A 22878-nucleotide genomic window follows, 5' to 3' on the forward strand; every position below is an offset into this window, starting at 1 on the left:
GCCCAAGCAGAGTTTTCCGGTTCTAATGAGACGGTGGCTTCGCAACCGGTCAAACTGGCAGTGCAAAAGCCGTTATTAAGTAGCCCGTAGGACGCACTTGGCCGGCCCAAGGCCCAACTTTCTAATTCGCTCGCGTCATGCATAAGATGGCGGTTGAAGCAAGCGCGAGTCCGCGTCTGGTCCACCGCCGATACGCTGTCAGACGATTCCTTTTCTCTCAATTGGCCTTTCTAGGAAAAGCTTTCGATGCTTTAGCAATCGCTTGCGTTGTGTCCGCGAGGCGCTTAGCAATGTCTCGCATCCTGCGAGCCGCTTGTTTTAAAGCAGAATTATCAGCCGGGCTTGCCACCAATAGCGAATTTACCATTGCGTTGAGATCTTCGAGTTGCCGTCTGCAATGCGCAACTTCGGAATGAAGTAAGTCTAAATCGGGTGTGTCCGGAAGCTGCGTTTTCACTTGGATCCCTGCCCCACATCAGCCTGGACAACCGACATGTTCCGTTTAGTGCAATCAATAGGCGTCTTCCCTCGGCGCACTGCCAATAGCCCAAGTCGGGCCTTACCGAGCCGGCTCTTGTCACACCGTCCAAGCCGAACGAGTATTGCCATCGATCAACGCTGATGCGTTTCACACCATAGTGGATACCGCAGTGAAACCCGGAGTATGATTTCGGCAACGCCATGAAATTTTGTAGAAGCTCAAGCAGTCAATGAGACGACAAAAGTATAAGCTTTAGAGCTCGTCGAGTAGTCCGGAAAATACCGGACCGTAAAATCCACAAGGCCGAACAGAGGTCCGCTTTGGGTCAAAAGTGGCCCTCATTAGCCAGCATGAGTTTGGTCGGGTCACCCGACGGAAGCAGACACCATCGTGCCCTTTGGTCTAGGGTCAGCCACGGGCCATAAGCGCCGTTCGGTCATTTCCGACTTAGCTACGTAAGCCGATAACGCGGATGCCGCCTGAATTTTTTATCCGGTCCAGCAGGAGACAATCTCGCCCTCAAATTTCGGGGTCGAATCGAACGACGTCCGACTAGGGCGCCATCTCAGCGCACTTGAGGGCCACGCTACGCTCCGTCGCGCTTTGACTTCCGCACTTTCGGTAGAGCCTGGCGCCACGCTATCTCCAGTGCCGACGTCAGCTCGCCCTGGGTCAGCTTCGCCAGTATTGCCGTGGTCCAACCTTGCTTTCCCCAAGCGTTCGGCACCGGAGCGAACGCCTCCGGCGCCGTGAGGCATTTGAACTCCTGCTCGTCCGGCGTGAACTTGAAGTTGGCCGTCTTGCCATCGGCGGCGAGGGTTACGTAAATCCGGGCCACCTTGAAAGCGGCGCGATCAGAGTGCGGTGCCTCCGTCGTCTCGGACAGCGACAGCGCTAGGCGGCGAAGGTCTGCGCTAGTGGCCATCGGACGGCTCGTGAAAGAACAGCTCCCCGAGGGTCTAGCCGACTCTTGGCTCTTCACGCAAGGTCAAGCCCTTAGAAGGTCGGTCGGCCATTTCCGGTCTGACTCCGTAAGCCGACAACGCGGGATGCTGCCCGAGCTAACAATCGGGCCAGAACCTGATATCATCCAATTGGCCTGTCGGGGCGACCAAGCAGAGATCCTGGCGCTGCCAGCCCTAATGTTCGCGCAGTCTAATAGCTCAACCTTTGTTTATTGCTGAACAGTGCGCTTGCTGGTTTCTCGCAACTAGGCCGGCACGCGCGGAAGACCAAGATACGATGCGGACTGCGCTGGCGAGCGACGAGATCGCGAGCGATGCAGCTTTCGCCGACGGTATCGTGCAACGATCAGAGTAGGCATAAGAGCAGGAGTTCCGCTCCGTCTCCAACGGCGTAAAAGGTAAAAAGCAGCTACGGCGAGGACGAACATGGCTCATAATCCTTTATCTGGTGGACACGCCGTAGAGGCGACTACGTTTGCGCAAGGAGCCGCAGTTCGGCTTTCGCCGCGTCGCTAAATTCCTTCAAGGGATCAATGGTCCCGCCTAGTCGAATCAATTCATGGAATTCGAAAACGTCGTGGTTCGGCGCTTGGTACGTCGCGACCGTAACCTGCATGATGCGCTCGGCGCACTCTACGATCTCGAGAGACGATAGCGTGCGCATCGTGCTGATCATCGCGTACAGGGCGACTAAATCTTGTACGTGGGGCTCATTGCTTAGAATGGCTCCGCTGTAAGCCTTCGATGCCGCAGTGATGAAATCTCTATAGAGATCCTCTCTACGTTGAAGTTCATGCGCGCGCATACCTGATTTGGCCTGCGCGCGCTGATTGAGCCAATTGGCTAGTCCAGACGTCAGCCCGCCAAAGACCGATCCCGCAAGCGCGGACAGGCCTGATAAAAGTGCGGTATCCATGCTTGATATTTGCCTTTGGTTGATATCGGTTCAGACGACGCCGGGAGCGATAGTCGCCCGGCCTATTTCGCCGGCGGCGAGAAGACGGCGTGACAGGCCTGGCTGAGATTGGCTCGGTTGCGTTCCAAACAACTGGTGATCGCCGTCGGATTTGGGATGAAATTGCTGCACAGTCGGAAGACGTCCGGCTTGCACGCGTTGCTTTGCGCCAGAGTTCCCTCTTGGGCGTTGGCAGACGTGGCAGCGAGCATAAGCAGGCCGACGGCACTGCAGGATAGGGCATTTCGGATCGTGTTTTGATACATGTCGCTTCTCTGTTTAGTCATGCTGGTACTCCATTGATGCGCCTGGTGGGATTCACCATGCGACGGTGACGATGGATTAATAGAAGTCATGCATTGGCGAAGCACCTTATCTCCGCGTCGTGGCGGCCTTGAGGGAGAGCGGGAATGCTAGCGCGCGGAACCGTCTACGTTCGCCTGCTCGGGCAGCATTAGAGCTAAGCCGTTTTGTCAGCCGACGGCGCCCAACCGTGCATGTGCATCCACTCCTGTAGAAGCCGTGGCCAACGGTCGGAAGTCAGGTCCTGACGGCGCATTCCAAAGCCGTGACCTCCACGCTCGAACAAATGGAATTCGACTTCACAACCTGCGGCCTTCCAGGACTCAATCAGCCCGTATCCCTGATTGCCGAACAGGGGATCGTCGGACGCGAGCACAAGAAACATGGGCGGGGCATCGGCTGGCACATCTACAGGGAGCATCGATGGGTAAATCGTTAGGACAAAATCCGGCCGCGCGGCTGGCGAACTCTCGATCGCCACCGCGACTGCAGTCATGGCTCCGGCCGAGAAGCCCATGAAACCAACCCTCTCTGGGTCTATGTTCCACTCTGAGGCCCGCGCCCGAACCAGGCGAACCGCCGCCTGGCCATCAGCGAGAGCCTCCCGCGGCACATCCAGATCAGCCGCGGTAACCTCGCCCGTTGCGAAGCGTCGCTGAAACTCGTTCAAGAGGGCCTGATATTCGGCTGGGTCAGGAGGTGTGGGTTCAAGCCGATATTTCAGAACAAAGGCGGCGATACCGCGATCGGCAAGCCAACGCGCCACCATCAGTCCCTCATTGGTGACCGACAGTGCTCGGAAAGCACCGCCGGGCGCGATCACGACGGCGACACCATTACCCACGCCCGGATCAGGCAGGACAGGTATCAATGTGGGAGTTGATACGTTGCGTACCCAAGGCTCACCACGGTACGACCGCTCCCATATCTCTTGTTGAGTGATCTGTGGAAATTCCGCGTAAAGCGGGATGGAGCCGGCCTGGTTCGGTGGCGGCATCGCAGCTAAGCGTGGGCTCTCGGCTGGAGCCCCCGCCGATGCTGTGACTCCAGTCGCAGCAATGAGAGGGGACGAGAAAGAGGATTGCACGAGATTGTCTCCAGAATGGTGTTCAGACAGGTCGTTCAATAAGGAGATTGATCACGGACAAACGCCCGTTTAGCGGAAGCTGACTATGGTAGAAGGTGCTCGAAAACAGCGAGGCGAACGCATCACTGCCAACACCCTCTAACCTACCCATTCGAGCTAACCTGCATCACCGATCGGTTGATCTCACGGGGTAGTCACATAACGTGTTTACAGTCAGCCGCCTCCAAAGGGGCACCCGGCGCGATCTAGCGCGGCTTGGTGTCCCTTCCATCCGCCCGTGCGATGGGCGACTGAGACCTCATAGATGCCGCGGCGCGCCGCGAGAATGGGATCATCCGAAAGCTCGATGCCATCCGTGACGCGAGTAGGGTCGTGCATCATCACCGGATCGCCGATCTCCTCGGTCGTCGTAGGGCGCGTCATCGTGAGCCGCCCGACTCTCACGCGTGGACGGTCGTCGGGCCATGGAGCATTCGGGTCGTCTGTTGGATCGCCCGGCCCCGCCAATTGCAGTACCAGGTCGAAATTGACCGGCCCTTGGCGTAGGCGTTCCTCAAGCTCCTCGAAAAGGTAAGAGGGCGGCAGTTTCTGGAGATCTTCCAATGATTGGCTTGCGACGCCTGCTTCGGGTTCCCAGTGATAGCGTGCGTACACCGCTTCCTCGGCGGCATTCACGAAGCGGAACGCGTGGAGGGCATGGAACGAAGTGCGGGCAAAGCTCACGGCGGCCGGAAGACGCTGCCTCAGCCCGACGGCGTGGGCGACCCACGGACGGGTAGAGAGGAATTGCCCGAGCCTGGCCGGATCAGGCTTGCCGGTTGCAGGATCTAGGGCGGCCTGGCCGAGCGCGAGCAACTCCTCCGGCGTCCGAGTGAAGAACACCGTAATTGGCAGGGCGATTAGATCGGTGACTGTACCATCAGGTAGATAGAACCGCGTGGCCATCGAGACCGAGCCGGCTGGCCCGAACGGATTCCCCGACGGACTGTTAGAATGGCGCACGGTCACCGGCACAGGTTGTCCTTGAAAGTGCACCGCGCGGCTGATTTGCCGAGCCTCCGGAGCCGCCGTAAATGTCCCTATGTAATAGCGACCTTGCGCATGGATTCCCCGATACCCAGGATGAAACCCCTGAGATTTGTGGATCAGCTCCACGAGCTGTGTCGCGAGGCGGTACTGGTGACTGTTCATGTCGATACTCCTGGTCTTCTCTGGTCAGTTGGCAGCATCGAGCATTTCGTCGAGCGCCTTCTTGACCTTCAGCGCCTTCCACACGTCGCGCACAGACGCATCGGTATAGGCGCCGTAGAAGGCCATCGCCGAAACCTGGTGCTTCGCGATGAAGTTTTTGATGCCGGGGCTGCGTACCCCCGGGTAGTCGACGACCTCCTCAAACAAAAGATCGATTTCGTCTGGAATGATCGTGGCAAAGTCGTCGATATACGTTTCCCATTCCCCGTCGAAGGTCGACGCGAAAATACACCTAGTGTCGTTGTCGAAGATTACGAAGCGCAGATCGTGCACAGTACCGATACGGTCGGTGTTCTTGCTACGCTCGTCGGTGAATCCGCCGAAGCGCGCGCGCATGCGCTCGGCGCCGCCCGGCTTCAGCGGCATGATCACCGTGAACTCGTTCCAAACTCCCTTTCGCGTGCCAGGCCTTGAGATCGCTGCTTGCTGAGTGCTCATTACCGTCTCCTTTGATTGTGTAGCCATTACCGTCTCCTTTGATGAAGTGTGCTGATTGGATCCGCGCGATTTGCGATGCCGTTGCTGTTCCGCTTTGGGCTCGCTTGAGCATTGGGTCGTGCTTCGGCGAGTAGCGTTACAAAGTACGTCGAATTCGCAGAGAAGAAACGGACGTAGTCCGTGCCTGTGTCTCGCGAGGAGTCGCGCTTATGATCAGGGATTGTCATCCCTCATTTCTGCCAACCATCGCAGGCCGCCAAGGCCGGGCAGAAAGACGTGCTCACCACCGCGAGTCGCGGTAAATTCTGGCAAGCGCGTGAGGCGCCGGCGAACCGGCTTCTCAGGGTAGGCAAAGTCATCAGATGTATCGCGGCGGCCAACGATCGGGTCGGTGCGCCTCCCTTGCGACTGAAAGTCGCCGTCGTTCACCCACTGAGATTGGACGAATTCGAACTGCCGTCCTGGATTGGCGTTGATGAGACCCAGAACGATCCCACGATCCTGCCCGTCATCCTCCGTAACGCCCTCAGCCAGGGTGGGTCCATAGGCCGCGCCTCGCCTCACCAAGCGATGCAGTCGCGCGTTAGCCATAGTATCTTTGAGACCATCGCGTGGATTGACGCGCCGAATGTGACAGCCGACTGGGGTCTTCCGGCCGTTCCGATCATCATCGAAGTAAGCGAAATCGTTGTTTCGCTTCGGGTCGGCGACGATCGACGGATCGTCGACGTCTGGCGAGAGCGCAAGGGGACATCCGCTGCGCCAGCGGCCCATCATCTTCGCTGCAACCCGCTCTTGACCCGCGCTATCCGTTGCGCACTGTTGCAGGTATTGCCGAAACGCTGCGACGTCTTGATAGATCTTGCGGATGGCAATGTACGTGCCATTGCGCCACAACGCCTCTGGGCCCGGGCCTTTCGCTAACTCGCCGAGTTCGTTTTCGTATCCCAGGATGAACTCTCCGGCCTTAGTCGGCGTGCCCTGTCCAGGAAGCGGCTCGCCGCCCTGACCCTCGATGAACGGGCGGCTTATGCCGTCGGCGAAGCCGAAGTGTTCACGCAGCGTTGGCGGCACTCCGACGTCGAGGCGCGCTGTTACTTCGACCCCTTTCAATCCCTCGAGTGCGCGGTGGCCAATCGCCAACTTGTCGTCCCTACCCTCCGATGTGCTTGCCATGATCAGGAGACCGGCATGGAATCCATTATTTCCGTGAGGAAAATCCCACAATTCTGGAGCGCTTCGTCCGACGTCGCCAAGAAACGCGGCACGCGCCGCCATGCCTTGACGGAATTCGATTGGGAATCCCTGAAGAATCTCTTGGCTGAGGCCAAGCCGGCGGAGACCTTCCCAGGTAAACGCGACGTTGAGCCAGGCATTATCTTTTGGCGCCGCCCAATCGGCCGCTGACGACACGTTTTGAATTAGCCGCCGCAACATCGCCCGCGCGGCATTGGCCTCGTTGATACGGAAGGCGACATACGAACCGAAGTACGGCATCGGACGGTTATTCAGGACGGTGCCCTGGATGTCATGCAGTTCGAGGTTCATGTCTTGGTGCTCCGCTTCTAAATCAATCGTTAGGGTTGCACGGCAATTGACAAACTGGTGTGGCGTGCACCGATTGATCGGACGTGACGTTCATTGTTTTCGGAGCCTCGAAGTGGCTTGTGTGGTGCCACGCCTCACCTCCGTTCTGATCGCAGTCGATAGCGGAATCGGACGCCACTTCCGAATTAAGAGGTGCCAAGAGCCGCTAATTCGCGTATACGCAGACCGTCAACGAATTAGCGGGGGCGAGAGAGTCGAGCTTTTTCGCGGTGGTGATGACCGAAAGGATCTTCCGTTTCGGCGCATTCGAGCTTCGTGCGGAGCGGGGGCAGCTACTGAACTCCGGCGTTCCGGTCAGCTTGGGGTCGCGTGCGATCTCGATCTTGGCGCTGCTGGCAGAACGGGCCGGCACCGTCGTCTCCGTCCAAGAAATCACCAGCCATGTCTGGCCGAACCTGTTCATTCAGGACAACAATCTGCGGGTGCACTTAACCGCGATCCGTCGAGCCTTGCGGACAGCTAAGGCTGGCGGAGTCGAAATTACGAACGTTCCCGGCCGCGGTTATCGGCTAAATGCCGATGTTACGGTCGAACTCTCACTCCCCCCGGATGCGGGGACTGGCTTTGGGCTCCGTCCGCTTCCGCTTCCCCTTTCCGTCAACCGACTGATCGGTCGTGCGGACTGCGTGGCCTCGGTGATGGAGAGCGTCGACCGACACCGGCTCGTCACGGTCGTTGGGCCCGGAGGTATCGGCAAGACTAGCGTCGCGCTCGCGGCGCTGAGCAAATTTGCCACCAGCATCACCACCTGCTTCGTCGACCTAACGAATTGCGCCTCGGTCGAGCATGTCACGACTGCGGTGGCCGCCGCCCTGCAGAGCCCGATGGGAAGCGAAGCGACACCGGCGGTACTGATTGATTCCATTCGCGACGCCGAATTGCTCCTGCTGCTCGATAACTGCGAGCATCTGATCGACATCACCGCTCGGGCCGCCGAAGCGATTCTTCAGTCGTGCCGGCGCGTAAAGCTGCTCGCGACCAGCCGAGAGCCGTTGCGGGTGCCGGGCGAAGTGCAATTCTATATTCAGCCACTTCCTGTTCCCGCCATGACCGACAAGATCGAGGCAATAGCCGACAGCCCAGCTGCGACGCTATTCGTCGAGCGTGCGCAGGCCAGCGCCGGCGCGTTTGCGATCAACGAAGATAATGCGAAGCAGATCGTGAACATTTGTCGCTCTCTCGACGGATTGCCGCTCGCCCTTGAATTGGCGGCCGCCGCGGTGCCACTGGTCGGTATAGATCAGCTGTCGAGCGAACTGACGCAGCGACTGTCGCTATTGGCATTTGGCCGCCGAACGCTGGCGCGGCATGAAACACTCGATGCTATGCTTGACTGGAGTTTCGAACTGCTTCCGTCTGCCGAGCGGACGGTCTTGAGTTCACTCGGCTGCTTTCGATCCTCTTTCGATCTGGCCGCAGCCGTACAAGTCGCTGCTCTGGACGATTGCGGAGAGCAAGAGACCGAATATGCTGTCCTGCAGCTTGCAGCGAAATCGTTGTTGGTGATCGAGCCCGCTCTGCCGGGCGTGGCCTACCGTCTTCTTGAAACGACCAAAGTCTATGCACGGCGCAAGCTCGAAGCCTCCGGGCAGGCGGAAATTGCCGCGCGCCGACACGCGGAGTGGGTCCGCAGCCTGCTCGAGCGGGCGCAGGACGATTGGCTACGCCTCGAGCGCGCGACTTGGTGGGAACGTTATGGCCCAGCGATCGATGATGTCCGCGCGGCGCTAATATGGTCGCTCGGGGAAGCCGGCGATCAAAGGTTGGGCGTCAGGCTTACCATTGCCTCCGCCCCGCTTTGGACCGGACTGGCGCAGTTCGCCGAGTACAATCGCTGGCTGGAGCGGGCGCTGGTTACGCTCAACGCCTTGGGGGAAGCAGGCGGGGCGGAGGAGATCCAGCTTCAAATCGGCCTTTGCGTGCTGGCGTTCAATGCCGACCGACCTGGCGAGAAGTTCGTGCGTGCAGCTGAACAGGTCCGGCGTATTGGCGAGAAGATCGGCGACCCCTTGGCTCGCGCGACGGGACTGTGGCTGCTTTCAGGTCAGCGAGGAATTATGGGCGATCATCCCGGTTCCTTGGTTCTTGCGCGGCAGATGCTGGAGCCGACGGCATCCGATCCGAATCCCGATCTCCGAGACTTCGCCCGGCGGGTAGTCGCCTTGATGACGTTCCGGGTGGGCCGGCTCGCAGAATCTGCGGCGATCGGCGCCGAGCTCGTCGCAGACCTCACTGATCGCACGGCTTATGGGGCAGTGCTGCGATACAATCATTCGACGGTGGCGCGCGGGAATCATGCTTTGACGCTGGCAATTCAGGGCCGGCTGGAAGAGTCATTAGCGTTGATCGCGGAAGCAGTGGTGGACGGGGAGCGGCTGCGCAATCCTGCCTCTTTTTGTTATGTTCTCAGCAGCGCGGCCTGCCCCGTGTCACTCTGGCTTGGGGAGAACGATCTTGCCCGGCACTATGTCGACCTGCTCGCCCGCGAGGCATCGGAAAACCGCTTCACTTATATGGGGGAACTTGCGCTTTGGTTTTCGACGATTGTAGACCGGCGCACCGGGAGGCTGTCCCAACCGACGGCTCTCGGCCAGATGCCGCCCCCGCTGCCGCACGACAAGGACATGTTCATTACAACTTGCGCGGCGCTTTGCGACAAAGAGGCTGTGAAGCGCGTGCTGGCACAAGAGACCCACTGGGCGACTGCCGAGATCCTACGGGCACATGGCGAAGTGCAATTGGGATTGAACGATGAAGAGACGGCACGGGCGATGTTTGTGCGGGCCCTGTCGATTGCGGAGGCGCAAGGGAGCAGGCTTTGGGCGCTCCGAGCTGCAACGTCTCTGGCACGCCTCATGCCCCCGAACGAAGCCGCGCCTTTGATAAGGTCGGCCCTTACTCACATGGACAACGCGGCGCGGTTCGCCGACGTTCGTGCGGCCCGCATGGTCCTGACCAAAACGACCAGCAAGCGCCGCCGAGCGGGACCTGCCGCTTTCGAATAGCAGAATCAGTCCGGCGTACAACCACATCTGCCAGCCGTCTCATCGTAGAGCTACTCTTCGGCCGCGGTTTTCGGATCGTCGTGCAGCTCTCGTTTTTGACGAATGAGTTCGTCGATGTCGATGCGAAGCAATTCGATCGCCAGGGGCTCAGTAGCTGATGATTGAATAAATCTCCACTGCGAGACCATCCCATCGATTTCAGCACATTTCTCGCACATGGCACTCTCCCCTTGTCCAGGCGGGAGCGCAATCGTCTCTCAGTCACTGATCTAGGCCGCGAGTCGTTCAGTCATCGCAGAAAGCTATCACAGCTTGAGTATGCTCGCCGAGAATAGTTGTGCGTCCTTTCGTCCTTGAGCGAGCTGCTCATTTTGAGCAGCTCGCTCAATTGCCGATGACTCAACTTGCGATGCAGTTAAACTCCCAACAGCTCTTGGCAAACCGCTCCACAGACGGCGGCGGATCGGCAAGGCTCGGCTTTCGGAAACGCCTTGAGCCATTTGACGGCGAACTGAGAATGTAGTTTCAGTAGTGCCTTGGTCCCTCGCAGTCTTTACCCAGTCGGGATTGAAAGGAGCCTCGAGCGTTAAGCTGCGATTGGTCTTTAAGACCAGCGCTCCCCTTCGTAGCGTTGATCCTAAGAGCCGACATCGAAGCGGGGCGCGCCGCGGGAAAGCTGCCCCCAGCATCTGAACAGATTCGGATATCAGTTGTTATGGAAAAACTCGGTCAGCGGCCGACTGCCGAGGTGGAGGCATGAAACAATGCCTGCGCGGGCTCACGCACGTTTCGCCTGATACGCACTTGGCACCTCCCGAGGTGACTCGGACGTCCGGCAATGTCCGCTTTTTGAACTCAAACACCGCCTTTGCAGGAAACACCCATTCTAATCGATGCGTTGGGAGATCACTATTGGTAACTTGGGTGACCACTTGTTACTCTTGAGATCATGAGCTTGGACGTATCCGTTATATTGTCCTGGTCTGCCGGGTGAGGATAAAGAATTGGTCGCAGCGGTAATCCATCCCCCAGGCGCCGCTTGGTTTTCGATCGCTGTCACGCGCTCGACATGATGTTGACGGCCATTGCTGAGCATCGTCAACACATCAACTTGACCGCCTCGAGTGTAATTTGACCCTTGAACCCTGAGGCCGCCATCGAATGCGTAAGTACCAATCCACGGCACCCCCACGAAGGGCAAATTATAGTGCCAGCTTGTCGATGGGTCATGCGCCGCACCGGCGGGACATGGACGAGGTGAAGCATTGCCACCGTAAAATAGCGTTTGGCATTTTTTACACGATCTCCAGCCTTGCTGGTTTGAGGGCGTCTTTCCATCGTCAACTTGCACAGCGAAGTTTGAACTCCCATCAATCCTATGATGTCCGCCCGCCGAACATGAACTGCTAGCCGCGCCGGGGCCAAAAAAGAGCCCTCGGCATTTTCTACACAGGCGCCACTCGGCTTGCTGGTTTGGGCCAGCCGTGTTGTGCTCGATGTGCAGCATGAAATAGCTCGCGCTTGTTGAGCCGTCATGAGCACCACCAGCCGGACACGCCCCGTTAGGCGGCCCGGAAAATAAAACTTGGCAGCGGTGACACCAAGTCCAGCCAGACGAGTATGATGCAGCCAAGAATGCCTCCTGTGTCGTTACGAAGTGGAGCAAGCTTCAATTGCAGGGACGCCGCCCCGGGATCGCATAAGCTGAGGGCCCCGCAAGCGGGCGATCGGTTTCGAACGAGCCATCGACAGGCTCTACAAGAGTCCCGGTTGACTCCAGCTTTGCTGAATTGTGCGGTTGCAGTCCCAAAGCTGCACGATGCCGCCGTTCTGACGCAGCATCGGTGCATGGACGTCGAGACACTTGCCGCCGCCGCTGCGCAGCTCCAGCCCATCCTGCCTCCAGGTCTGCTGCACGCTATTATTGCAGTCCCAAACCTGGATTCTGGCGCCGTTCTTGTGGATGTCCGGCAGATGCGCATCGAGGCATTTGCCGGCAAGGCTGACGATGCGCCCACCATCGATCGACCAAAGCTGCTGGTCCGAACCGTTGCAGGCCCACACCTGGACGCGTCCACCATTCACACGCTGGTTTGGCGCATCGACATCGAGGCACAGCCCGCCGCGGCTTTTGATTGGCATTGGAATAGGACCAGCGCACGGATGACGCGGGTTGCCACATGATGCTCCGTCCCAGCTCGTGCATTTCGAACTACTCGCAAAGCTTTTGTCGCAGCCCTGAACGGAAATCGAATACAGGACGCCAGGCTGGTAAGGAGTTAAGTAAACGAAGGTCTTGTCACCATCGCGCTCAACTTGCTTTTCAGGCCCGCCATTCGCCGACCAGCGAATGTTGTAGTGATGAAAGCCTCTTGTGCTCCAACGCGCCACGATATGCCCGCCCTCGACCGAGATTTCTGTCCCCATATTGACATCTTCGAACGCCGAAGCCCCATTGGGCGAAAGCCACGCCAGCGTAAAGCTGAGCATTCCGAGGACGAGATATTCGGTCTTGTGTTGCATCGTGTGTTCACTCCGACGGGCGGCTATCTCGATCCGACGACAGATTGACGCTTGGGCGGGGTTAGCAAGCGCGGGCGAACCCGCCTGGAAATCTATTCCACTCGGTCCGATAGGAGCTTCGTCAACGCTGCCATGATCAACTTCGACTCCTAGATGTATCCGAGAAGAATACATCCAGCGCCGCGTTTGGTCTGTGAACCCATTCACACCAATGCTGGCGCGGAGCGAGCGATGGACAAGAGTGAGCAAAGATCGTTTGCACAGCCCTTGAATTGGTGGGCCGATGCATTTTGCGATGGAAAAACGATGAGGGTGGCGCCGCTCCTCAAAAACAAGGTCTTGGTGAGCCACCAGATAAAACCCGACAATCTTTGCCACGGTGGTCCAGAGGCAGTGGGGCGGGTTCACGTCGCCCGTCAGTCAAAAGGGTTTTCGCCAATCTGCTGATCGTTCGCTCTGCGCTCGAAGCCTAATCCTCAATTGAAGTATTGAAGAAGCCAGCCAAAGGCTCAGCTCTGACTCGATCAGCCGAGCGGACACCGGCTTACAAAGCTGCGGTCCCGGTTCGCTGACTGACAGAGATTTCGAGCTAGGTGAGGGGACCTAGGCTGGCCCTCGTTTCCACTGACTGTAAAACACTCTGCACTCTCCGGGCGAGGTCGCTCTGGGTAAACGGCTTTTGGACCAGAGAAACTCCGGGATCGAGTCTACCCTGATGAACGATGGCGTCACGAGAGTAACCGGTCATGTAGAGCACTTTGAGACCAGGCCGGCGACGCCGGGCTTCGTCAGCTAAATCGCGTCCATTCATGCCTGGCATCACGACGTCGGTCAGGAGCAGGTCCACCTCGCTTGTGGTGGCGAGCAAGTTAAGCGCGGCATCGCCATCCTCTGCCTGCATGACTTCATAGCCTAGCTCGACCAACGTGTCGGTTACGAACTGCCGCACGCCCTCATCATCCTCTGTAACAAGCACACGTTGGCCATGCCCGCGAGGAGCTCCCTCGATTGCCCGTTCGATGGGCGCTGGTTCGCTGACGTCCCTCCGTCGTGGCAGATAAATCGTGACCGTCGTGCCAGCACCTGGCGCTGAGGTGATTTTAACGTCACCATGGCTTTGCTTTACGAAACCATAGACCTGGCTCAGTCCGAGACCGGTTCCCATGCCCGGCGGTTTGGTTGTGAAGAAGGGTTCGAAAGCTTTATCAGACACCTCCGGGGCCATACCCGCCCCTGTGTCCTTAACCGAAACAGACACGTATTCGGCGGAATTTACTCGATGAGTTGCTACGGAAAAGTGCTCATCCAGGAACTCGTTTGCCGTTTCCAACGTAAGCGTGCCTCCATTCGGCATCGCGTCTCGGGCGTTAAGCGCTAAGTTCAGAAGCGCAGATTCCAATTCAGTGATGTCGGCCTGCGTTTCCCACAGATCTAGCGCGAGGATCATTTCGATTGAGATGGTCTCGCCAAGCGTTCGAGCCAGCATGTCCGCCAAATTCTGAACAAGCCTGTTCAGGTCAACCGGTTTTGGATCGAGTGCTTGCTTCCGAGAGAAGGCCAGAAGGCGCTTGGTGAGTTCGGCCGCCCTCAACGCGCCCTTTTGCGCATTTTCCAGCATGGCTCTTGGCTTCTCGTCAGCGACCCTGCGGCTCGCCATCTGCAGATTGCCAATGATGATTGTAAGCAAATTGTTGAAATCGTGTGCAATACCGCCAGTGAGCTGACCGATAGCCTCAATCCGTTGTGAGCGACGCATCTCCTGCTCCAGCGTCTCTCGACGCTCTGCCTCTGCATAAAACGCCGCTGTGCTGCGGGCAGTGAGGAAAATGAAAAAGCAGACCAGAGCAAGGGCGGGTGCGCCGATGGCCAGATACCCACCTACTTGGTGGAGCCAAGCGTTTCTTATCTCCAACGTTTCCATGCTGGAAGAAACATACACAGGCAGTCCCGCAAGCCTTCTGACTGCAAAACGGCGTTCTAGTCCATCCACGTTCGATACCGTCGTATATCTTCCCCCCTCCGGACTACCTTTGATCAGCTGACCAAAGCCACTCGACGGATCCAGCACGATGCCAGGACGAGCCGCGATCGGGTGACGGGCGAGAACAGCACCGTCTTCTCTAATCAGGGCAAAGCTTGCGCTCGACTTGCCGCGCAACGTTGCATAGAGATTTTCGAAAGCCGAGGGTAAGACAGAGATCAGAGTGTAACCGTTGAAAGTGCCTGAGCTATCGTGCCGTCGTTTGCTCACCGGAAAGAGGATTGCACCGGTCAGAGCAATGCTGACGACGCGCCCAATGTAGGCTTGCTCGCCTTGAGCCAGCTCGGCCTTCAGGTGAGATCGCTCTGGTGCGTTGAAAGCAGGCGGGACTGGAAAAAACCGAGACGAGAGTAGTGCATCGCCATTGCGGTCGAGTACCCAAATTGAACTAATGTCTGGAAACGAATGCGCAAACTGCTTCAGGCGCTCACTTAGCTCAGCGCCGGAATCCTTGATTGTCGAGTCCGTCTTGCCGCGAGTGATCTGGTCAATACTGTCCAAAGTCACGTTGATGGAGCGAAACACTCGAAGAGCCTGCTCCGCTGATACCTCCAAACTGCGTTCGATCCGCTCGTCTGCCAGTTCAAACGCATCCTGGTAAGCAAAGTATGCCGCATATGCGAACACCAGGGCTGGAGCAATGACGGAGGCCGCCAGCGAAAACCACAGCCATCGGAGGGCTGCATCTTTCCGCTGCTTCATCGCCTAATATGCCTCCCCAGGAGCCGCAAACTTAGATATCTCCTTAGTCATCTTTCGTGGCCGATTCCAGTATGATCTCGGTTCCAACGACCCTGTGACTCTGTCCGGCAAACCGCGATTTGTAAGTCCAAATCTCGCACTCCCTCTCAGAAATTGGGCTTGCACATTTCGTGCGTCATAGACGTCATGGCTCGCATCCACTCCTTGGAGCAGAGGCGAGCCATGTTTGCACCGCTCAAGAGGCGCGCTCACCGCTCATGATTGGGCCAAACCGCTCCCAGCTCTCGCCTTTGAAGCGCATCATTTGAAGCTGTTCGATGGGCGCAAAGTCGCTCGGGCCGGTCCTGATCTTGGTTCCAGGTAGATAAATGCCGATTTCGAAATCGAGACTGGCGGCCTGCTTCATAATATTCTCACGAGTGAGGTTGTCGCCGCACTGCCGCAGCACCTGCTCCAACCCCTTTGCGACGCCATAGCCAAATACGGTGGCAGAGTCGTCAAGATCACCTTCGGGATACCACTTGGTCATGAACGCTCGCCACTCGTTCATCGCAGGGTCCGTTTTCCACTCGGCGTCCTTTGGATCTTTCAAGTACGCTGTTGAGAGAATCCCCTGGGCTGCCTCGTAGCCGGCAGGCTTGATTACACCTCCAATAGAGCCAGAAACGTTAGTCAAAAACTGCACTGGGTGCCAGTTTAGTTCAGCGATCTTCTTAATGGCCTGAGCAGCAAACTTCGGAGTCGCGATGTTGACGAAGATGTCAGGATTTGATCCTTTGATTTGGACGATCTGAGAATCGACCGTTGGCGAACTCGTTTCGTACGGCGCCTCCACGACGATGAGCTTACCGGCTTGATCACCGAGCCCGTCCTTCAGCCCAACTACGTAATCCTTTCCGAAATCGTCGTTCTGGTAGAGAACCCCGATGGTCTTCCCCGGATAATTCTGGAGGATGTACTTGCCATAAATTCGAGCCTCGACTTGATAGCTTGGCTGCCATCCCATCGTCCAAGGAAAGTTCTTCGGATCATTCCACTTGGCAGCGCCTGTCGACACGAATAGCTGCGGGACCTTCTTCGCGTTCATGTATTTCTGAATTGCGGTGTTGCCTGGCGTCCCGAGAGGATTGAAAATAAGCAATACCTCATCGCTTTCTACTAGCTTGCGGGCCTGCTCAACCGTCTTCGGCGGGCTGTAGGTGTCGTCATAAGAGATGAAATTGATCTTTCGGCCATTGATGCCGCCTTCAGAGTTGATTTTGTTAAAGTAAGCAGCCTCTGTTTTGCCGATTGTGGCGTAAGCCGATGCTGGACCTGAGTACGGCATGATATTGCCAACTTTGATCTCGGTATCGCTTGCCCCAGGATCGTATTTTTTCTGCGCATTGGCGGCGGCTGTTAAAGTCAGAAAAGTTGCCAGCGTGATGGCAGCCGAACAAGCGGACTTAACGTAATCACTACGCATCCTTGTCCTCCCAAAACGTCCGGCTCTTCCTTTACGGGCTTCTCGGCCGGGCTCTTGAGTATGCACGACAACACAGGTGGCGCTAGGCGCCGATAGAAGTTCCATCTAACTCCAGTCCAAGGCGCAGCGCACAATTCCTCATCTTGGAATATCGGCCGACGAGGAGTGGCCAAGCGACCAAGGACGGCCTATTGGTGCGTGGCGGAGATGCCAAGCGCCATAGCCACTTGCACCGGTGGCAACCGCTAGGCTTTGTCTTTTGGACCCGAGATCGTTCGGACCCGTGCGAAGGCGCTTGGGTTACTTTGCCGTTCTGGTTATCCGAGCGGGCCGCCGGCTGACCGCTCATGCGGCGCATTATTGTCGTGAACGACTCTTTTCGCGAACGACGTCCTTGGCCTTCTTGTCGGACCGCAGGCCGAGATAGACCGGCTGGCGCAGTTCGCCCTTGCTGGTCCACTCCGCGAACTTCACTTCCGCGACCAACGAAGGACGCACCCAGGTCGTGACTTGCTCGTCCTTCACCTTGGCGGCAAAGGGCGACTTGGCCGTCCTGAGCTTCACGAGCTTGCCGTGAAGCTCTTCCAGAACCTGGTGGCTGAAACCAGTGCCGACGTGGCCGATGTACCGCCACCCATCGTCGTCGCGTACGGCCAGCACGAGAGCGCCGAAGAACGGCCGAGTTCGCCTCGGCGCCGTGAAGCCAGCGATCACGACCTCCTGCCGCTGCGCGGTCTTCACCTTCAGCCAATCCGCGGTCCGGCGTCCGGACGCGTACGGGCTGTCGGCGCGCTTGGCCATGATGCCTTCGAGATGCCTTCGCTCGGCTTCTGCGAAAAACTTCGTTCCGTTGCCTTTGCGGTGGTTGCTGAACGCGATCAGCTTGTGGCGCGGCAGGATGGCCTTAAGCCGCTTCTTGCGCTCCAAGAGCGGCAGCGCGCGCAGATCCTCGCCGTCCGCGAACATGAGATCGAACGCGCAGTACAAGAGCTTGGCCTCATGGCGCAGGGCATTCTGAAGCAACTGGAAATGGGATGCGCCGTCCTTGCCGATTGCGATGAGTTCGCCATCGATCACGGCGTCGGCCTTCGCGCCCTCTAGCGCTTTCGCGACCTCGACGTAGGAGTGGCTGATGATCTTTCCATTGCGGCTGTAGAGCGCGACCCGACCACGCCGGATCTCCGCAACCATCCGGAAACCATCGAACTTGTCCTCGAAGACCCAATCGGGATCGTCGAACGGCGCATCCGTCAGCGTGGCCAGCATGGGCTGCAAGCGAAGAGGCAAGGTCGATTTTCGGGCCATGGCAGGGGCGCTCTATAGGGCCGGCAAAGGCCGAAACGAGGAAGAAGGAAGGCGAACCCGCGCAGCATCACCAGCCGCGACTGTCCCGCCGGCCTGTACCACGCCCAGCACCCCGGATTTGAACGGAGGGCCCGTTCCCGCCGACGAGAGCACCTGCCGCTTGAGGCCGGCTCGGAAACGGTCGATCAAGACGCAGGGCGTCCGGAGGCCCGTCAGCTCAACGACCGCGGACGGTCCGAGCTTGATCAGGGTCCCGAGCGGCATCCGTTCGAGGGCCAATCCCGAGGTGGTGACATTCTCGCCGAGGTCGCCGGCGCCGACCTCGAAGCCAGCTTCGACGAGAGACGGGAAGAGTTCGGATGGGATCAGGTGGACCTGCCGGAGATTGCGCAGGCGGGGCTGGCGGCGTGCCAAATAGCGGTGCCGAACGAACGGGCCGGCGTGGGCGTCGCCTTCGACGCCGTGGCCTTTCACCAGGATTATGCGCTCCTGAGTTGGTTTGCTGAAGTGATGCCCCCGATCGGCGGCGACCGCCACAACCCTGCCCTCGAGCCCAAGATCGTACCCCTGCGACATCAGGCGGCTCGGGCGAGCGAGCGCCGCTTCTGACGCAGGTAGCGCGTGATCTCCTGGAGCGTCATTGCATTCAGGATCCGGTCGGCAGGGACGCCGCCCTTCCGGGCCATCAGGACCCCCCAGTGCATGTGGTCGAGTTCGGAAATCGAGTGCGCGTCCGGATTGATGCTCAGCATGCAGCCGATATCGAGGGCCGCCTGATGCCATCGCCAATCGAGGTCGAGCCGCCATGGATGGGCATTGATCTCAACGACGACGTCGTGCTTGGCGCAGGCCTGTAGCACCTTTTCGACGTCAATTTCATAGCCCGGCCGCCGCTGGAGCTGTCGCCCCGTCATATGGCCGATGATGGTGGTGTGAGGGTTGGAAATAGCCCGAAGCAGGCGCTGCGTCTGCGCCTTGCGGTCCAGTTTGAAGCGGCCGTGAATGCTGGCGACCACGAAATCGAAGCGCTCTAGAACGTCATCGTCATAGTCGAGCGACCCGTCCGCCAGGACGTCGGTTTCGATACCCTTGAGGATCCGGAAGTCCTTGACGAAGCGCTTGTTCAATCGATCGGCTTCCTGATGCTGCTGCGCGATCTCCTCAACGGAGAGACCGCCGGCATAGTGGGCGGATTTGGAATGGTCGGCCACGCCGAAATACTCGAAGCCCCGCTGACGCGTGGCCTTGGCCATGGTCTCCAGTGTCTCGGCACCGTCGGAGGCATCGGTGTGGCAGTGCAGGATGCCGCGCAGGTCCTGGTCGGTGACGAGCTTGGGGAGCTTGCCTTTCAGAGCCGCCTCGATCTCGCCGCGCCCCTCCCGGAGTTCCGGATCTATGAGGGGCAAGCCGAGAGCCTGGTAGATGTCGGCCTCCTCGCCGGCGACCAGCGTGCGGCCCTTGTGCAGACCGTCGGCCTCTAACCGCATGCCCTTCTCGGCAGCCAAGGCTTGGAGCTGCTCGATATGTGCGGCGGAGCCGGTGGCGAAGAGAAGGGCGGCGCCAAAGTGCTTGCGGTCGGACACTCGAATTTGCAGCCCGTCGGCCGATGGCGTCGATGACTTGTCCGGCTTGGCAGCTTCCGCAACGATCGCGAGATCGCCAACAAGTTCGCAGCCGCGGCGGAAATCGCCGGCGATCGTCACACGCTTGAGTTCGGGGCGGTGCTTGCGGATCGAGTCCTTCGCATGCGTGAGCAGCGCAGCAGCGCGGTGCAGGTGGAGGCGGCCTTCTCCGCTTTTGGCAATCGCGAGGTTCTGCAGGATCTTGGTCTGCAGCGCGGCGCCGAGTCCTTTCGCCTTCTTGATGCGATCATCCTTGGCGGCGGCCTCCAACTCCAAGAGCGAGCCGATGCCGAGATCCTTGTACAGGCGCAGCACCTTCTCCGGACGAAGGCCGGGTACAGCGAGCATCTCGAGCACGCCGGCGGGAATCTCCTTCCGCAGCCTCTCGAGGCTGGGATGACTGCCCGTCTTGTGAACCTTGGCGATGATGTCGGCAATGGCATCGCCGACGCCCGGGATCTCAGTAAGTCGATCTTCGGCGACAAGCACGTTCAGAGGAACGGCTAGGGCGGCCAGGTTGTCGGCGGCCCGGAAGTAGGCTTTCGCCCGGTAGGGATTGCCACCTCGCAAAGCGGTGCGCTGCGCGTACTCCCGCAGAAGACTTGAGACAGCGCGCGCGTCAAGCGAGGGCATTCAGCCAGCCTCCCGGTCCGAGCTTTGCGGCGCCGCCGGAGCAAGGCGACCGCCGGAGCGATCACTTGGCCGATCGAGAGAGGCCTCGAGCTTCTGGGCTGCGCGAAAGTCCTCAAGGTGCTGGACATTAGGGCCGTAGGCAGCCTCCTTCTTAAGGAGATTGTAGATCCGGCCGGCCATCAGTTGCAGATGCTTCACTTTGCCCCGCGGCATCAATCTCGCCTTGCAGAGAGCTCGGACGGCGTAAGCGCGGAAATAGTCGAATGCGTCTGACATGATATCAGTAAACGCCGGCTCTAGCCGAGAGTTCGATGTGCTCTGAGAAGGACTGGATCGCCCATTGGCGCCCGTCGAGGCCTGAGGCGCAAAACCCGAAACCTTGCGAACAGTGCGGTCGCTGGAACTCCTCGCCGCTTTCGAAGTTGCGAGATTCGTTGATTGAGATAGGTAGACTGCCCGCCGTCGGCCCCAACCCGGCGGCGGGATTTTTGTGAGTTGAGTAGCGTGGCAAAGCGTACCCAGGCGGATCCGGCCGACAGGACCGAGGTCTCTACAATGCCGGGGTTCATCGAACCCCAGTTGGCGACCCTGAAGATGAAGGCCCCTTCGGGATCTCCATGGATTCATGAAGTCAAATACGATGGCTACCGCATCCAGCTCCGGATCGACGGTGACGACCGCCGGGCCTACACCCGCAACGGCTACAATTGGGTCAATAAGTTCTCAAGGATCGCGGGCGCCTTCGGTATCGAAGGACAGGCCATCGTCGACGGCGAGGTCGTCGTCATCCATGATGGGCGCACGAACTTCTCCGAGCTGCAGGCAGACCTTGGCAGAGGTGATCAGGATCGACTGGTATACTTCGCTTTCGATCTCCTATGGCTAGACGGCAGGGATGTGCGGAAAGAGCCACAAATCGAGCGGAAGAGGCTGCTCAAGGATTTGATTGAGAAGCACGACCTCAAGGAGCCCGTCATCTATAGCGAGCACCACGAAGGGGACGGCCAGGCTTTGTTCGCCGCAGCCAGCAGGCTGAATTACGAAGGCATCGTCTCCAAGCGGGTGGATGCCCCAACCGATCGGATCGGGCGGAGGTTTGGCAGAAGATCAAGGTCGTTCAGAAGGGAAAGTTTCCCGTGGTTGGCTTCATCAAGAACCCATCCGGCGTGGCCGCGCTCTATCTGGGCAAGAAGGAAGGCAAGAATCTGGTCTACATGGGAAAGGTCGGGACGGGATGGAGCCGAACCACCTCGGCGCAGATCCGCAAGGCGCTCGACACCGTGGTAAGTCCGAAACAGAAGCTGACCAAGACCATCAGGAAGCCTAAGGCCACGTGGGTCGAACCCAAGTTCTATGCCGACATCGAGTACCGTGACATCACCTCCGAAGGTCTGCTGCGGGCCAGCTCTTTCAAAGGGCTGAGCAGGGGAACGCGGCGTTCCTGACGGCGTTTTCTCAACGAGTATTTGGAGTAACGGGTGCCGGATCGCGTAGCCCAGGCGATGAGAGAAGCCCAAGCCATTCTGGCCCGCTATGTCGAGCCCGGCCCGAAGGACTGTGAGAAGACGATCAATGATCTTATGGCCGTTCTCAACAATGAACGGCTCTTACAGGTGATGGAAGACGAACATGAGCGACAATCTCACTAAGCGGGACCAGCGCGACCGGAGCAAGATCAACATGCATGAAGAGTTCGAGGTCAAGTATTGGACCAAACAGCTTGGTGTCTCGAAAGACGAGTTGCAGAAGGTCGTCGACAAGGTAGGTAATTCCGCCGCCGCGGTTCGCAAAGAATTGGCAGCGTAACCGAGGCTCTCGGTAGGCTTGCGACTCTAAGAGCAAGGCCCGTGCGCTTTTACCTGACAACGAGCCGGTTGAATGCGTTTGATCGTAACCCTGGGGCCAGCGGCCCAGCTGGCCGCTGGCGAGCGCAACGGCGTGTCAACTGCTTAGCGCTACAATGGGCTCCATCGCGGATTGGTGAAGAGTACCGCGGTACGCATGGGCGTATAGAGAGAACCCGCTAGCTACCGGAGCTGGCGGGTTTTTCTTGTCCTAGTGGTAGCTACCAAAGCTCCCGTATTGGATACGACCCGCAGGCAGCTGCAAAGGACCAAGCGCCACAGGGTCTGAAAGAAGCTGCCTTCACCCTTACTGCCGCACGAGTCTAGAGCGCATCCCGATCAGCATCGTGTAGGCAAGTCGGCGCCAAATCAGGTTCATGAGGATTAACATGGCGGGAGCTCCACGTTTGATGCCGCTTAGCTTCAACCCTGCCTGTTTCAGGATAACTTCATCGAGGGCGCAAAATGGCTTCGTAGTGGGCCCACACGCGAAGGCTGCAGCGGAGGTTCATTTCGCTGCGGCCCGCGCCTGTTAAAAAATCCGGGTGAAAATTTCTAAGTGAGATATGAAGCCAGCCCCGGTGATCGGAAGCCTATTCGGGAAAAAACGGCACGGCGAGCATTTTTCGCCGGTTCCGAAAATGAAACTA

The 22878-nt window shown here is 58.6% G+C and carries 17 protein-coding genes and 1 pseudogene; 4 read left to right on the forward strand and 14 right to left on the reverse strand.

Features of this window, described 5'->3' with window-relative positions:
• Positions 1–1067: 1067 nt before the first annotated feature.
• The 7 genes from JQ580_RS33195 to JQ580_RS33225 all read right to left on the reverse strand — a co-directional run bounded on the left by JQ580_RS33195 (position 1068) and on the right by JQ580_RS33225 (position 7028).
• Complete coding sequence (locus tag JQ580_RS33195; RefSeq protein ID WP_212285502.1) at positions 1068–1406, reverse strand: MmcQ/YjbR family DNA-binding protein; 339 nt, start codon at positions 1404–1406, stop codon at positions 1068–1070.
• A 509-nt stretch (positions 1407–1915) separates the two neighbouring features.
• On the reverse strand, positions 1916–2362 hold the full coding sequence (locus JQ580_RS33200) for a hypothetical protein (RefSeq protein WP_212285504.1): 447 nt from the start codon (positions 2360–2362) through the stop codon (positions 1916–1918).
• A gap of 62 nt (positions 2363–2424) precedes the next feature.
• Positions 2425–2688, reverse strand: a complete 264-nt coding sequence (locus JQ580_RS33205; RefSeq protein WP_249134624.1) for a hypothetical protein — start codon at positions 2686–2688, stop codon at positions 2425–2427.
• A gap of 173 nt (positions 2689–2861) precedes the next feature.
• Positions 2862–3701: an alpha/beta hydrolase gene (locus JQ580_RS33210; RefSeq protein WP_212285506.1), complete on the reverse strand. Its 840-nt coding sequence runs from the start codon at positions 3699–3701 to the stop codon at positions 2862–2864.
• Between the two features lie 303 nt (positions 3702–4004).
• On the reverse strand, positions 4005–4982 hold the full coding sequence (locus JQ580_RS33215) for a catalase family peroxidase (protein WP_212285508.1): 978 nt from the start codon (positions 4980–4982) through the stop codon (positions 4005–4007).
• Positions 4983–5006: 24 nt separating this feature from the next.
• A complete protein-coding gene (locus JQ580_RS33220; RefSeq protein ID WP_212285510.1) occupies positions 5007–5480 on the reverse strand; it encodes a hypothetical protein in 474 nt (157 codons plus the stop codon).
• Between the two features lie 213 nt (positions 5481–5693).
• On the reverse strand, positions 5694–7028 hold the full coding sequence (locus tag JQ580_RS33225) for a Dyp-type peroxidase (protein WP_212285512.1): 1335 nt from the start codon (positions 7026–7028) through the stop codon (positions 5694–5696).
• Between the two features lie 275 nt (positions 7029–7303).
• Here JQ580_RS33225 and JQ580_RS33230 point away from each other — a divergent pair, with 275 nt between their 5' ends.
• The gene (locus JQ580_RS33230) at positions 7304–10093 is read left to right on the forward strand and encodes an ATP-binding protein (RefSeq protein ID WP_212285514.1); all 2790 of its coding nucleotides are present in this window, start codon (positions 7304–7306) and stop codon (positions 10091–10093) included.
• 50 nt (positions 10094–10143) lie between these two features.
• On the opposite strand, the gene JQ580_RS33235 is transcribed toward JQ580_RS33230, so the two are convergent.
• From JQ580_RS33235 to JQ580_RS33265, 7 genes are all read right to left on the reverse strand, one after another.
• Positions 10144–10311 carry a hypothetical protein gene (locus tag JQ580_RS33235; protein WP_212285516.1) on the reverse strand — a complete coding sequence of 56 codons (168 nt, stop codon included), beginning with the start codon at positions 10309–10311 and terminating at the stop codon, positions 10144–10146.
• A 1537-nt stretch (positions 10312–11848) separates the two neighbouring features.
• Positions 11849–12616 carry an RICIN domain-containing protein gene (locus JQ580_RS33240; protein ID WP_212285518.1) on the reverse strand — a complete coding sequence of 256 codons (768 nt, stop codon included), beginning with the start codon at positions 12614–12616 and terminating at the stop codon, positions 11849–11851.
• 589 nt (positions 12617–13205) lie between these two features.
• Positions 13206–15359, reverse strand: a complete 2154-nt coding sequence (locus JQ580_RS33245) for a hybrid sensor histidine kinase/response regulator (RefSeq protein WP_212285520.1) — start codon at positions 15357–15359, stop codon at positions 13206–13208.
• A gap of 235 nt (positions 15360–15594) precedes the next feature.
• Positions 15595–16824, reverse strand: coding sequence for an ABC transporter substrate-binding protein (locus JQ580_RS33250; protein WP_212285522.1), 1230 nt, complete (start codon positions 16822–16824; stop codon positions 15595–15597).
• A 357-nt stretch (positions 16825–17181) separates the two neighbouring features.
• Entirely contained in the window at positions 17182–18129 is a 948-nt protein-coding gene (gene ligD, locus JQ580_RS33255) for a non-homologous end-joining DNA ligase (RefSeq protein ID WP_212285524.1), read from the reverse strand.
• Between the two features lie 12 nt (positions 18130–18141).
• Positions 18142–18705, reverse strand: a complete 564-nt coding sequence (locus tag JQ580_RS33260; RefSeq protein WP_212285526.1) for an MOSC domain-containing protein — start codon at positions 18703–18705, stop codon at positions 18142–18144.
• Positions 18705–20384: a DNA polymerase/3'-5' exonuclease PolX gene (locus JQ580_RS33265; RefSeq protein ID WP_212285528.1), complete on the reverse strand. Its 1680-nt coding sequence runs from the start codon at positions 20382–20384 to the stop codon at positions 18705–18707. Before JQ580_RS33265 ends, JQ580_RS33260 begins: the two co-directional genes overlap by 1 nt.
• 594 nt (positions 20385–20978) lie before the next feature.
• Here JQ580_RS33265 and JQ580_RS34285 point away from each other — a divergent pair.
• From JQ580_RS34285 to JQ580_RS33275, 3 genes and pseudogenes are all read left to right on the forward strand, one after another.
• Positions 20979–21395, forward strand: a pseudogene (locus JQ580_RS34285) (ATP-dependent DNA ligase); the annotation flags it as partial.
• 125 nt (positions 21396–21520) lie between these two features.
• Positions 21521–21829 (forward strand): ATP dependent DNA ligase, encoded by a 309-nt coding sequence (locus tag JQ580_RS34050; protein WP_311982633.1) that lies wholly within the window; start codon positions 21521–21523, stop codon positions 21827–21829.
• Between the two features lie 184 nt (positions 21830–22013).
• Complete coding sequence (locus tag JQ580_RS33275) at positions 22014–22190, forward strand: DUF3606 domain-containing protein (protein WP_212285530.1); 177 nt, start codon at positions 22014–22016, stop codon at positions 22188–22190.
• Positions 22191–22878 lie beyond the last annotated feature (688 nt).

This window comes from Bradyrhizobium sp. SZCCT0148 (genome assembly GCF_018129985.1).
GTDB classification, from domain to species: domain Bacteria; phylum Pseudomonadota; class Alphaproteobacteria; order Rhizobiales; family Xanthobacteraceae; genus Bradyrhizobium; species Bradyrhizobium japonicum_H.